The sequence below is a fragment of the Streptomyces sp. NPDC005566 genome, assembly GCF_040605575.1.
Classification (GTDB): Bacteria; Actinomycetota; Actinomycetes; order Streptomycetales; family Streptomycetaceae; genus Streptomyces.
Genome location: NZ_JBEXDB010000021.1, coordinates 40,751 through 53,819, shown reverse-complemented (window position 1 = coordinate 53,819; position 13,069 = coordinate 40,751). Strand labels below are relative to the sequence as shown.

Here is a 13,069-nt window from a genome sequence, read left to right as displayed (position 1 = left end):
CAGGAATCACTTCTCCAGGGTGTTTGTTAGCCTGGTGTTGGCACCGGCTCGATCCAAGCCCCCGGGCCCAACCTTCGTCGCTTCGAGCGACCACTTGCCGCGAGGCGAGCATGGCGGGTCGGTGCCACCTGAGTGAAGAAGACAGACCCGCGTCACCTGATGGTGGCGCGGGTCTGTTGTCGTTTCCGCGGGGTGCGCGGAACCGGCGAGGGGTTCCCTCGAACGAGTAACTTCTCGTATGGTGGAAAGAACTTTCCGAAAGGTGGCAGTCATTACCGGCTACCGGCCGGTAGGTGCGACGATCGGAACGCGCGTACGGGGTCGATCCCATGTGCGTGCGGCAGCAATGAAGCTCAGGAAAGCGAAGGACTCGGCCATGGCAACGGCGCCCAGCGTCTCGTACTCGATGACGGTCAGGCTGGAGGTGCCCGCGAGCGGCACAGCGGTCTCCCAGCTCACCACGGCCGTGGAGTCCTCCGGCGGTTCGGTCACCGGCCTCGATGTGACCGCTTCCGGCCACGAGAAGCTGCGGATCGACGTCACCATCGCGGCATCCTCGACCTCGCACGCGGACGAGATCGTCGAAGGGCTGCGCGACATCGAGGGTGTCATCCTCGGCAAGGTCTCCGACCGTACGTTCCTGATGCACCTCGGCGGCAAGATCGAGATGGCGTCCAAGCACCCCATCCGCAACCGTGACGACCTCTCGATGATCTACACCCCGGGTGTGGCCCGGGTCTGCATGGCGATCGCCGAGAACCCCGAGGACGCGCGCCGCCTGACCATCAAGCGCAACTCCGTCGCCGTCGTCACGGACGGCTCCGCGGTGCTGGGCCTCGGCAACATCGGCCCGATGGCGGCGCTCCCCGTGATGGAGGGCAAGGCGGCCCTGTTCAAGCGCTTCGCCGGCATCGACGCCTGGCCGATCTGCCTGGACACCCAGGACACCGACGCCATCGTCGAGATCGTCAAGGCGATCGCCCCGGGCTTCGCGGGCATCAACCTCGAGGACATCTCCGCCCCCCGCTGCTTCGAGATCGAGGCACGGCTGCGCGAGGCGCTGGACATCCCGGTCTTCCACGACGACCAGCACGGCACGGCGATCGTCGTCCTCGCGGCACTGACCAACGCACTGCGCGTGGTCGGCAAGGCGATCGGTGACGTACGGGTCGTCATGTCGGGCGCGGGCGCCGCCGGTACGGCCATCCTGAAGCTGCTCATCGCCGCGGGCGTCAAGCACGCGGTCGTCGCCGACATCCACGGAGTGGTGCACGCGGACCGCGAGGACCTCGTCTCCGCCGACCCCGACTCGCCGCTGCGTTGGATCGCCGACAACACCAACCCCGAGGGCGTCACCGGCACCCTCAAGCAGGCCGTCACCGGCGCCGACGTCTTCATCGGCGTCTCCGCCCCCAACGTCCTGAACGGCGACGACGTCGCCGCGATGGCCGACGGTGCGATCGTGTTCGCACTCGCCAATCCGGACCCCGAGGTGGACCCGGCAATCGCCCGCGAGACGGCGGCAGTTGTGGCCACCGGCCGCTCCGACTTCCCGAACCAGATCAACAACGTCCTGGTCTTCCCGGGAGTCTTCCGCGGCCTGCTGGACGCTCAGTCCCGCACCGTCAACACGGAGATGATGCTCGCCGCGGCGCGCGCCCTCGCGGGTGTCGTCGCCGAGGACGAGGTGAACGCGAACTACATCATCCCGTCGGTCTTCAACGACAAGGTCGCGGGCGCGGTCGCGGGCGCGGTCCGCAACGCCGCGAAGGCGGCCGGCGCCTCCGGAGCGACGCCGGATCCCGCCTAGCACACGCCGTCCGCGGGGGTCGGCCACGGCTCCTGCGGACGGTGCCGTACCTCACGTCCGCGCGCCCCGTACGGCGCGTCGCGGGTCGCGACGTCCCAAACGCCCCTTTAGGGTGGGCGGGCAGCGAGCCCCACAGGCCCGGCCTCCGCTGCGGACCGCTTCAAGAAGTCGACGGAACGTCACCACGGGCAATCAGTGGTGCTTTTCGTGTGACGTCGAGGGGTTCCGGATTGGCGTTACCGCCGCAGGTGGGGGCAGGATGCGTATTCGGGCGCGAGGGTCTGACATCAGACCCGGGTCCGGGGACTGTCAGAGGGCCCTGGCAGCATCGGCTTCGATCTCACGCCTCACAGGCAAGAAGAACACGGGAGTAACAACATGAACCGCAGTGAGCTGGTGGCCGCCCTGGCCGACCGTGCCGAGGTGACCCGCAAGGACGCCGACGCCGTTCTGGCCGCCCTCGCCGAGACCGTCGGCGAGATCGTCGCCAAGGGCGACGAGAAGGTCACCATCCCCGGCTTCCTGACCTTCGAGCGCACCCACCGTGCCGCTCGCACCGCTCGTAACCCGCAGACCGGCGACCCGATCAACATCCCGGCCGGCTACAGCGTGAAGGTCTCCGCGGGCTCGAAGCTCAAGGAAGCCGCCAAGGGCAAGTAAGCCCCGTAGGCATCAAGAAGGGCGGCCGTCCTGACCGGGACGGCCGCCCTTCGGCATGTCCGGAGGGGAGCGGCGGCACCGGCGGCAGGGGAGCGATGGCACCTGCGGCAGGAGAGCGGCGGCACCTGCGGCGCCCGCACAGGGCCCGTACAGCCGCTGTGAGCCCCAGGTGTACGGAGTTGGGCGGTTGGGGACCGTACGGGCCTGTACGGGCGCCCTGGGGTGTCTGTGAGGCAATGCGTCCGGGGTGGGGCTGTCCGGGGCGGCGAACAGTCCGCCGCCCCGGACCCTTGTGAGGGGCCGGGGCGGCGGACTGTGGTGCGCGGGGTGCGCAGTGGTGTGTGCGGCACCACTGTGCGTGCGCCGGAGCGCGTCCGGCGCGGTGTCAGACGAGTGAACCGCCCGGGAGCTCGACCTTCGCGCCGAGCTTCTCCAGCTTGTCCATGAAGTTCTCGTAGCCGCGGTTGATCAGGTCGATGCCGTGCACCCGGGACGTTCCCTGCGCCGCCAGGGCGGCGATCAGGTACGAGAAGCCACCCCGCAGGTCCGGGATGACCAGATCCGCGCCCTGGAGCTTCGTGGGCCCCGAGACGACCGCCGAGTGCAGGAAGTTCCGCTGCCCGAACCGGCAGTCGGAGCCCCCGAGGCACTCGCGGTAGAGCTGGATGTGCGCGCCCATCTGGTTGAGCGCCGAGGTGAAGCCGAGCCGGGACTCGTACACCGTCTCGTGGACGATCGACAGGCCGGCGGCCTGCGTCAGGGCGACCACGAGCGGCTGCTGCCAGTCGGTCTGGAAACCGGGGTGGACGTCCGTCTCCAGCGCGATGGCGTTGAGAGCGCCGCCGGGGTGCCAGAAGCGGATGCCCTCGTCGTCGATCTCGAAGGCGCCGCCGACCCGGCGGAAGGTGTTGAGGAACGTCATCATCGAACGCTGCTGGGCGCCGCGCACGTAGATGTTGCCCTCGGTCGCCAGCGCCGCCGACGCCCAGGAGGCCGCCTCCAGGCGGTCCGGGATCGCCCGGTGGGTGTATCCGTCGAGCTTGTCGACACCGGTGATCCGGATGGTCCGGTCGGTGTCCATGGAGATGATCGCGCCCATCTTCTGCAGTACGCAGATGAGGTCCTCGATCTCCGGCTCGACGGCCGCGTTGGACAGCTCGGTGACGCCCTCGGCGAGTACGGCCGTCAGCAGGACCTGCTCGGTGGAGCCCACCGACGGGTACGGCAGCCGGATCTTCGTGCCCCGCAGTCGCTGCGGGGCCTCCAGGTACTGGCCGTCCGCCCGCTTCTCGATGGTCGCGCCGAACTGGCGCAGCACCTCGAAGTGGAAGTCGATCGGCCGGCCGCCGATGTCGCAGCCGCCGAGCCCCGGGATGAACGCGTGGCCCAAGCGGTGCAGCAGTGGGCCGCAGAAGAGGATCGGGATGCGCGACGAGCCCGCGTGGGCGTCGATGTCGGCGACGTTCGCGCTCTCGACGTGCGAGGGATCGAGGATGAGTTCGCCCGGCTCGTCACCGGGGCGGACGGTCACACCGTGCAGCTGCAGCAGTCCCCGGACCACCCGCACATCGCGGATGTCGGGCACGTTGCGGAGCCGGCTGGGCCCGCTGCCGAGCAGCGCGGCGACCATTGCCTTCGGCACCAGGTTCTTGGCGCCTCGGACGCGGATCTCGCCCTCCAGCGGGGTGCCGCCGTGGACAAGCAGGACATCGTCTGTGCCGGTCATGTATCTCGCGTTCCGGAGTGGTCGGGCGGGGGGCCATCGAAAAGGGTAATGGCCCCCCACCCCCCTTCCGTAAGTCACAGGGGGGTGTACGAACGTCATGAATCCGCCACAACACGTTCTGCCCCACAAGCCTTGCGGAGGGTTACCGTCCGCGAAGCGGTCCGATCCGGTCGGATTCGTGCGCTCCCCGTGCGCCTGTGGCGCGGCTGTGCGCCCCTGAGCTGCGGAGCACGGCCTTCGGTGGCCGGGCGGGCCCGTTGGTCCCCACGGAGGGCGAAGATGCGGGATCATTTCTGCCATGACCGAGGTGTCCTCGCTCACAGGGCGGCTGCTCGTGGCCGCGCCCGCCCTGGCGGACCCGAATTTCGACCGCGCGGTGGTGCTCCTCCTCGACCACGACGAGGAGGGTTCGCTCGGCGTGGTCCTGAACCGCCCGACCCCGGTCGGCGTCGGTGACATCCTCGAGTCCTGGGCCGGTCTGACCGGTGAGCCGGACGTGGTGTTCCAGGGCGGTCCGGTCTCGCTCGACTCCGCCCTCGGAGTGGCGGTGATCCCCGGGGACGAGGGCCCGCTGGGCTGGCGCCGGGTCCACGGGGCGATCGGCCTGGTGGACCTGGAGGCGCCGCCGGAGCTGGTCGCCGCGGCGCTCGGTTCGCTGCGGATCTTCGCGGGGTACGCGGGCTGGGGCCCCGGGCAGCTCGAGACGGAGCTGACGGAGGGCGCCTGGTACGTGGTCGAGTCGGAGCCGGGCGATGTGTCGTCGCCGCGTCCGGAGCGCCTCTGGCGGGCCGTTCTGCGGCGCCAGCGCAGTGAGCTCGCCATGATCGCCACGTATGCCGACGACCCTTCGCTGAACTGATGCCCCGGGCTTTCAGTACGCTTGGCAGTTATGAGCACTCTTGAGCCCGAGCGCGGGGCAGGTACGGGGACCCTCGTAGAGCCGACGCCACAGGTGTCGAACGGCGACGGCGACCACGAGCGCTACGCCCATTACGTCCAGAAGGACAAGATCATGGCGAGCGCCCTGGAGGGCACTCCCGTGGTGGCACTCTGCGGCAAGGTCTGGGTACCGGGGCGCGACCCCAAGAAGTATCCGGTCTGTCCCATGTGCAAGGAGATCTACGAGTCCATGGGCGCCGGCGGCGACAAGGACAAGGGCAAGGGCGGCAAGGACAGCAGCAAGAAGTAGTCCGCGGCCTTTTTCACCCTCCGGGACCTGACCCCCGGGGCACGCAGCGATGCGCGCCCCGGGGGTCTTTCGTCTGCCGGGGGTCTTTCCCGTGCCCGGGACGGGCAGGCGCGTGGGGGGTGCGTTGCACGGGGTGCTCCGGGTGGTCACAGAGTGGTTGAGACCACTTGTCGGCGTCCGGGTGCGCCCTTACTCTCCTGCAAGTTGTGCAGAACGAAACGTGCGTTGCACATGATGCAACGACTGACCGGTAAGGGTTCCGGATGAAGCTTTCTGCCCGAATTGCCGCCCCGGCAGCCGCGCTTGTGCTGGCGGGCCTCACCGCCACCGCCTGCGCGCCCCAGACCTCCGACACCGGCGCCGACGGGGACAAGAAGAGCGGCACGCTTCGCGTCTGGCTCTTCCAGGAAGTCGGCAACAAGCCCAAGGAGAAGGTCGTCGACGCGGCGGTCGCCGACTTCGAGAAGTCCCACGAGGGGGCGGACGTCGAAGTCGAGTACATACCCGTCGACACCCGCGCCCAGCGCATCAAGGCCGCCTTCAACGACCCGAAGAGCGCCCCCGACCTCATCGAGTACGGCAACACGGACACGGCCGGCTACGTGAAGGACGGCGGGCTGGCCGATGTGAGCAAGGAGTTCGCGGCCTGGGGTGACGCCAAGGACACCGACCCGACCGCCAAGCAGTCCGTGACGGTCGACGGACAGGTGTACGGGGCGCCGCTCTTCGTCGGCGTCCGGGCGCTGTACTACCGCACCGACATCTTCGAGGACCTCGGCATCGAGCCCCCCAAGTCCCAGGCCGAGCTGATCTCCACGGCCAAGAAGGTCCACAAGGAGAAGCCGGACCTGTACGGCCTCGCGGTCGGCGGCGCGTACACCTACGGCGCGATGCCCTTCATCTGGGCGCACGGCGGCGAACTGGCCGACGAGACCGGGGTGACCTACGCGTCGGCCATCAACAGCGAGAAGGCACGCAAGGGCATCGAGGCCTACACCTCCCTCTTCGGCGACGACAACTGCCCCGCGGCCAAGTGCGCCTCCATGGGCGGCAACGCGACCGTCACCGCCTTCGCGTCCGGCAAGGCGGCCATGGCGATCGGCGGCGACTTCAGCCACGCGGCCGTCGAGGCGGGCAGCGTCAAGGGCAAGTACGCCGTCGTGCCACTGCCCGGTGTGGCGGAGGGCTCGATCGCCCCGGCGTTCGCCGGCGGAAACAACATCGGTGTCCTGAAGAGCAGTTCGCACCGCACCCTCGCCGTCGACCTGATGAAGTCGCTGACCGGCAAGAAGACCCAGGCGAAGATGTTCGACGCGATGGGCTGGCTGCCGACGTACACGGACGTGCGGGCCTCGGTCGCGGAGAAGGAGCCCTTCGTCGCGCCGTTCGTCACCACGCTCGGCTCCGGCGCCAAGTTCGTCCCCGCCTCCTCGGCCTGGGGCCAGATCGACGCCTCGCTGGTCCTGCCGACGATGTTCCAGGAGATCGTCAGCGGCCGTAAGGACGTGGCAGCCGCCTCCGACGACGCGGCGAAGAAGATGGACGCGGCGTTCGCCGACGCGGGCTGACGATGACCGCGAACACAACGGCGTACAAAGCCCCCGAGAAGGCCGGGGCGGGCGGCACACCGGCCCGCTCGCCCCGGCGCCGCCCGGCATCTCCCGCGCGGCGCTCCGGCTGGACCCCCTGGCTGTACCTGCTGCCCGCGCTGGTCCTGCTCGGCGGACTCCTCGTCTACCCGATCTACCAGCTGGGCCTGATCTCCTTCCTGGAGTACACCCAGGCCCAGGTCAGCGGCGGCGAACCGACCACCTTCCAGGGCTTCGGCAACTACGCGACGCTCTTCGGCGACAGCCAGTTCTGGCAGGTGCTCCTCGCGACCGTGCTCTTCGCCACGGCCTGCGTCCTCGCCACCCTGCTCGTCGGCTGCGCCCTTGCCGTCCTGCTGACCCGCATCCGGGCCCTGCCCCGCCTCGCACTCATGATGGCCGCACTGGGGGCCTGGGCGACGCCGGCGATCACGGGCTCGACCGTCTGGGTCTTCCTCTTCGACCCGGACTTCGGACCGGTCAACAAGGTGCTGGGAATCGGCGACTTCTCCTGGACGTACGGGCGCTACAGCGCCTTCGCCCTGGTGCTCCTCGAAGTGCTCTGGTGCTCGTTCCCGTTCGTGATGGTGACCGTGTACGCGGGCATCCGGGCGATCCCCACGGAGGTGCTGGAGGCGGCCTCGCTCGACGGCGCCTCGCAGTGGAGGATCTGGCGGTCGGTCATGGCGCCGATGCTGCGGCCGATCCTGATCGTCGTCACCATCCAGTCGATCATCTGGGACTTCAAGGTCTTCACCCAGATCTACGTCATGACCAACGGCGGCGGCATAGCCGGGCAGAACCTGGTGCTCAACGTGTACGCGTACCAGAAGGCGTTCGCGTCCTCGCAGTACAGCCTCGGATCGGCGATCGGCGTCGTGATGCTGGTGATCCTGCTGGCCGTGACGCTGGTCTATCTGCGCCTGGTGCGACGCCAGGGGGAGGAACTGTGAGCACGCCGATGACCACCCGTCTGCGCATCCGGCGCCCCGGCAGGCTGGCGGCGGAGGCGGCCGCCCTCGTCATCGCCGTCGTCGTCGCATTCCCCCTGTACTGGATGGTGCTCTCCGCGTTCAAGCCGGCGGGCGAGATCCAGTCCACCGAAGCACGGCCCTGGACGCTCTCCCCGTCCCTCGACTCGTTCCGCCGGGTCTTCGAACAGCAGGATTTCGGCCGGTACTTCCTCAACAGCCTCCTCGTCGCAGGCACGGTCGTCATCGCGTCCGCGCTGATCGCCTTCCTCGCCGCGACGGCGGTGACGAGATTCCGCTTCAAGTTCCGCACGACCCTGCTGATCATGTTCCTGGTCGCGCAGATGGTGCCCGTCGAGGCGCTGACCATTCCGCTGTTCTTCCTCATGCGGGACTTCGGACAGCTGAACACCCTGGGTGCGCTGATCCTCCCGCATCTGGCCTTCTCGCTGCCGTTCGCGATCTGGATGCTGCGCGGTTTCGTCAAGGCCGTTCCCGAGGCGCTGGAGGAGGCCGCCTACATCGACGGGGCGAGCCGCACCCGCTTCCTGTGGCAGATCCTCTTCCCGCTGGTCTTCCCGGGACTCGTGGCGACCAGTGTCTTCTCGTTCATCTCGACCTGGAACGACTTCCTGTTCGCGAAATCGTTCATCATCAGCGACACGTCCCAGTCGACGCTCCCCATGGCGCTGCTGGTCTTCTTCAAACCCGATGAGAACGACTGGGGAGGGATCATGGCCGCTTCGACGGTGATGACCATTCCCGTACTGGTCTTCTTCGTACTCGTACAGCGCCGTCTGGTCTCGGGACTGGGCGGAGCGGTTAAGGACTGACGTGCACAACCTGATTCCGGCACCCGTACACATCGGCGACCCGGGCAGCTGCGGATTCCTCCTGGACCAGGCCACCACCATCACGGCACAGGCGGGTACCGCAACCGCGGAGCGCTGGCTCCGGGCCACCCTCGGCGCCGCGTTCGGCCTGCCGCTCGCTCCCGGGACGGGCGACGGCGCGAACACCATCGAGCTGCGCGTCGATCCCTCCCTGGAGCCGGAGGGATACCGGCTGGGTGTGTCGCCCACCTGGGGCGTACGGATCACCGGAGGCAGCGCCGCCGGAGTGTTCTGGGGTGCGCAGACCCTGCGTCAGCTCCTGGGCCCCGAGGCCTTCCGCCGGGCGCCCGTCAGCCCCGGTACGCAGCGGGGCATCCCGTACACGGAGATCGAGGACAGTCCCCGCTTCTCCTGGCGGGGCCTGATGCTCGACGTGGCACGGCACTTCATGCCCAAGGAAGACGTCCTGCGCTATCTGGACCTGCTGGCCGCGCACAAGCTCAACGTCTTCCACTTCCACCTCACCGACGACCAGGGCTGGCGCATCGAGATCAAGCGCTGTCCCGGGCTCACGGAGAACGCCTCCTGGCGCACACGCACCAAATACGGTCACCGGGCCTCCGAGTTGTGGGACGAGACCCCGCACGGCGGTTTCTACACCCAGGACGACATCCGCGAAATCGTCGCGTACGCCGCCGAGCGGCATATCCGGGTGGTCCCCGAGATCGACATCCCGGGGCACTCGCAGGCAGCCATCAGCGCGTATCCGGAACTGGGCAACACCGACGTCGTCGACACCTCCGCGCTTTCCGTGTGGGACACCTGGGGCATCAACCCGAACGTACTTGCTCCCACCGACAACACCCTGCGCTTCTTCGAGGGCGTCTTCGAAGAGGTGCTCGACCTCTTTCCCGCCGCCACATCGCCGTTCATCCATATCGGTGGCGACGAATGCCTCAAGGACCAGTGGAAGGAGTCACCGGCCGCGCAGGCCCGGATGGCCGAACTCGGCCTGAAGGACGAGAACGAACTCCAGTCCTGGTTCATCCGGCACTTCGACGGCTGGCTCACCGCCCGGGGACGTCGCCTCATCGGCTGGGACGAGATCCTGGAGGGCGGACTCGCCGAGGGCGCCGCCGTGTCCTCCTGGCGGGGTTACGCGGGCGGCATCGCCGCCGCCGAAGCGGGTCACGACGTCGTCATGTGCCCCGAGCAGCAGGTCTACCTGGACCACCGTCAGGACGGCGGCCCCGACGAACCGATGCCCATCGGATTCGTGCGCACCCTGCAGGACGTCTACCGCTTCGAACCCGTACCCCCGGGGCTCTCCCAGGAAGCGGCCAGCCACATCATCGGCACCCAGGCCAACGTCTGGACCGAGGTCATGCAGAACCGGGCCCGCGTCGACTACCAGGTCTTCCCGCGGCTCGCCGCCTTCGCCGAGGTCGCCTGGTCCCGGCTCCCGGCCCCCGGCGAGCGGGACTTCGCCGACTTCGAACGCCGTATGGGCACGCACTACGCGCGGCTCGACGCCCTGGGTGTCGACTACCGCCCGCCGGGCGGCCCACTGCCGTGGCAACGGCGCCCCGGCGTCCTGGGTCGCCCGATCGAGGGAGCGCCCCCGAACGTGTGAGTTCCGTCCGGGCCCGTGCCGGCGCGAAACGAACAAGTCGTACGAACTCGCTGAAGAGTGTCAATTCGTGCGCAGAGCAGAAGTTGTGCGAAAGGTTATTTTTCCGCTGGTCAGGGACAGATACACCCTTCGTGGACCCTCGCGCCGGTCCGCCCGGAAGATGTGCCAGAGTTGCCACGTCCCGGCCGTGAGCACGTACCGTACGGCGGACAGGCGGGACTGCCGGGACACCGGGAAGGGGCAGCTGGGTTGACCACGCACGCACCGCAGGCGATGCAGTCGGTAACGCTGCCGGCCTCGCTCGACGAGGCCGTGGCGGCTCTCGGCGCCATGCCTGCAGCCGTTCCTGTGGCCGGTGGCACGGACTTGATGTCGGCCGTCAACAAGGGGCTCCTGCGCCCCTCGGGACTGGTCGGCCTGGGCCGGATCAGCGAGCTGCGCGGCTGGCACTACCAGGACGGCCACGCCCTGCTCGGGGCCGGTCTCACCCACGCGCGCATGGGGCGGCCCGACTTCGCCGCCCTCATCCCCGCGCTGGCCGCCTCCGCCCGTGCAGCGGGCCCGCCCCAGATCCGCAACGCCGGCACGCTCGGCGGCAACATCGCCACCGCGGCCCCCACTGGCGACGCCCTGCCGGTGCTGGCGGCCCTGGAGGCCGAACTGGTCATCGCGGGACCGGACGGCTCGCGCCGCGAGCTGCCCGTGTCGCACCTGCTGGCCGGTCGCGCGATGCTCGGGCCCGCCGAGCTGATCGGCTTCGTCCGCGTACCGCTGCTGCACGCACCCCAGGTCTTCCTCAAGGCGACCGGCCGCACCGGCCCGGGCCGTGCCACCGCCTCCGTCGCGATCGTCCTCGACCCGGCCCGGCGCGGGGTGCGCTGCGCGGTCGGCGCGATCGCCCCGATGCCCCTGCGGCCGCTGGAGGCCGAACGCTGGATCGCTTCCCTGATCGACTGGGACGGCGAGCGGGGCCTGGCCGCCGACGCGCTGGCCGCCTTCGGCGAGTACGTCGCCGCGGCCTGCATCCCCGACCAGGCACCACCTGACGACGGGGGAGAGGCACCGCCGCTGCCCCCGGCCGTACTCCACCTGCGGCGCACCGTCGCCGCGCTCGCCCGACGCGCGCTGGGGAGGGCACTGTCGTGAGCAATGAAGAGAACCCCGAGCAGCAGCACGGGCAGCCCGACCCGTACGGCGGCTGGCAGCCGACCCCGCAGAGCGGCGAGTACGACGCCGAGGCGACCGCGTTCGTCCAGCTGCCCCCCGAGGACCTCGCCAACCTCGGGAACGACCCGCTGGCAGCGCCCGGCCACAGCTACGTACCGCCGATGATCCTTCCGCTGACCCCGGCCGCCGGGCTGGACCCCGCCGCGACGGGCAGCTGGGTCGTGCGGACGCAGAGCCGGGACGACGCGGCGGGCGCAGAACCCGCACCGGACGCGGTCCACTGGCCGGACCCGAACCAGCAGCAGGAGCCGTACCGGCAGCAGTACCCGGAGACCTCGCACTACGGGCAGACGTCGTCGACGACCGCCCAGTGGAACTTCTCCGAGGCCGTCCCGCCGGACTCCGCCCCCGCTTCGGACTCCGCCTCCGTCCCCGCCGAACCCGCGGGGCACACCGGCCAGTGGACGATCCCGGTCGCGAACGGTGACCTCCCGGAGGAGTCCGGTGAGTTCGCGACCTCGGCGTTCGCCTCCCAGTGGTACCCGGACGCGCCCCCGGCCACGCTGCCCGGTGGTGCGCCCGCACCGTGGGCCACGCAGCCGCACGAGCCGTCGCCCGCGGAACCGGCTACGCCTTCGCCTGAGCCCGGGCAGGAGACCGGGGCCGCCGCGCACGAGCCGGCAGCCGATGTGGAGCACGAGGCCGCCTCGCAGGCTCCCGGGGCTCCCGGGGAGGACACCCTCTTCGGCATGCCCGGCGCTCCGGGCAACGAGCACGACGATCCCGGGGCACCCGATGCCCCCGAGGCGGCCGAGGTGTCCGACGACGCCAGCGCGCAGGCCCCGGCGTTCGACGAGCCCGCAACGGCCCTCCCGGACGCCCCCAGTGAGCACCCCGCCGCCTCGTACGTCCTGCACGTGAACGGCGTGGACCGCCCCGTCACCGACGCCTGGATCGGCGAGTCCCTCCTGTACGTGCTCCGCGAGCGCCTCGGCCTCGCCGGTGCCAAGGACGGCTGCTCGCAGGGCGAGTGCGGCGCCTGCAACGTCCAGGTGGACGGCCGGCTCGTGGCCTCCTGCCTGGTTCCCGCAGCCACCACCGCGGGCAGCGAGGTCCGCACGGTCGAAGGCCTCGCGGTGGACGGGGAGCCGTCCGACGTCCAGCGGGCCCTGGCCGAGTGCGGGGCCGTCCAGTGCGGCTTCTGCATCCCGGGGATGGCCATGACCGTCCACGACCTCCTGGAGGGCAACCACGCCCCCAGCGAGCTGGAGACGCGGCAGGCCCTGTGCGGCAACCTCTGCCGTTGCTCCGGCTACCGGGGCGTGCTCGACGCCGTACGCGAGGTCGTCGCCGGCCGGGAGGCGACCGCGGAAGCGGCCCACGCCGCCGACGCCGAGGAGCCGCGGATCCCGCAGCAGGCAGCCCCCGGCGCGGGCAGCGTCCGGACACACCCCCACGAGGGAGACAGCCGGTGAGCACCGCGCCTCCCTC

11 protein-coding genes are annotated in these 13,069 nt (G+C 69.9%); 10 read left to right on the top strand and 1 reads right to left on the bottom strand.

What is annotated here, in order from left to right; all coding sequences use genetic code 11:
• Positions 1 to 376 precede the first annotated feature (376 nt).
• Together ABZS61_RS28930 and ABZS61_RS28925 are read left to right on the top strand one after the other, a co-directional pair.
• Positions 377 to 1,810, top strand: a complete 1,434-nt coding sequence (locus ABZS61_RS28930; protein ID WP_356427481.1) for an NAD-dependent malic enzyme — start codon at positions 377 to 379, stop codon at positions 1,808 to 1,810.
• Positions 1,811 to 2,188: 378 nt separating this feature from the next.
• Entirely contained in the window at positions 2,189 to 2,470 is a 282-nt protein-coding gene (locus ABZS61_RS28925; protein ID WP_003968811.1) for an HU family DNA-binding protein, read from the top strand.
• A 385-nt stretch (positions 2,471 to 2,855) separates the two neighbouring features.
• Here ABZS61_RS28925 and murA read toward each other — a convergent pair whose 3' ends face one another.
• Positions 2,856 to 4,196 (bottom strand): UDP-N-acetylglucosamine 1-carboxyvinyltransferase, encoded by a 1,341-nt coding sequence (murA, locus tag ABZS61_RS28920; protein WP_015608864.1) that lies wholly within the window; start codon positions 4,194 to 4,196, stop codon positions 2,856 to 2,858.
• Positions 4,197 to 4,494: 298 nt separating this feature from the next.
• Between murA and ABZS61_RS28915 the strand changes: the two genes are divergently transcribed.
• From ABZS61_RS28915 to ABZS61_RS28880, 8 genes are all read left to right on the top strand, one after another.
• Positions 4,495 to 5,055 carry a YqgE/AlgH family protein gene (locus ABZS61_RS28915; RefSeq protein WP_356427477.1) on the top strand — a complete coding sequence of 187 codons (561 nt, stop codon included), beginning with the start codon at positions 4,495 to 4,497 and terminating at the stop codon, positions 5,053 to 5,055.
• Between the two features lie 30 nt (positions 5,056 to 5,085).
• Positions 5,086 to 5,385, top strand: a complete 300-nt coding sequence (locus tag ABZS61_RS28910; protein WP_329210492.1) for a DUF3039 domain-containing protein — start codon at positions 5,086 to 5,088, stop codon at positions 5,383 to 5,385.
• Between the two features lie 263 nt (positions 5,386 to 5,648).
• A complete protein-coding gene (locus ABZS61_RS28905) occupies positions 5,649 to 6,953 on the top strand; it encodes an extracellular solute-binding protein (protein ID WP_356427473.1) in 1,305 nt (434 codons plus the stop codon).
• Positions 6,954 to 6,955: 2 nt separating this feature from the next.
• Positions 6,956 to 7,927, top strand: coding sequence for a sugar ABC transporter permease (locus ABZS61_RS28900; RefSeq protein ID WP_356427470.1), 972 nt, complete (start codon positions 6,956 to 6,958; stop codon positions 7,925 to 7,927).
• 8 nt (positions 7,928 to 7,935) lie between these two features.
• On the top strand, positions 7,936 to 8,778 hold the full coding sequence (locus tag ABZS61_RS28895) for a carbohydrate ABC transporter permease (RefSeq protein ID WP_356427628.1): 843 nt from the start codon (positions 7,936 to 7,938) through the stop codon (positions 8,776 to 8,778).
• 1 nt (position 8,779) lies between these two features.
• Positions 8,780 to 10,411: a beta-N-acetylhexosaminidase gene (locus tag ABZS61_RS28890; protein WP_356427467.1), complete on the top strand. Its 1,632-nt coding sequence runs from the start codon at positions 8,780 to 8,782 to the stop codon at positions 10,409 to 10,411.
• 249 nt (positions 10,412 to 10,660) lie between these two features.
• On the top strand, positions 10,661 to 11,557 hold the full coding sequence (locus ABZS61_RS28885) for an FAD binding domain-containing protein (protein ID WP_356427464.1): 897 nt from the start codon (positions 10,661 to 10,663) through the stop codon (positions 11,555 to 11,557).
• On the top strand, positions 11,554 to 13,053 hold the full coding sequence (locus ABZS61_RS28880; RefSeq protein WP_356427462.1) for a 2Fe-2S iron-sulfur cluster-binding protein: 1,500 nt from the start codon (positions 11,554 to 11,556) through the stop codon (positions 13,051 to 13,053). The genes ABZS61_RS28885 and ABZS61_RS28880 overlap by 4 nt, the downstream gene beginning before the upstream one ends.
• Positions 13,054 to 13,069 lie beyond the last annotated feature (16 nt).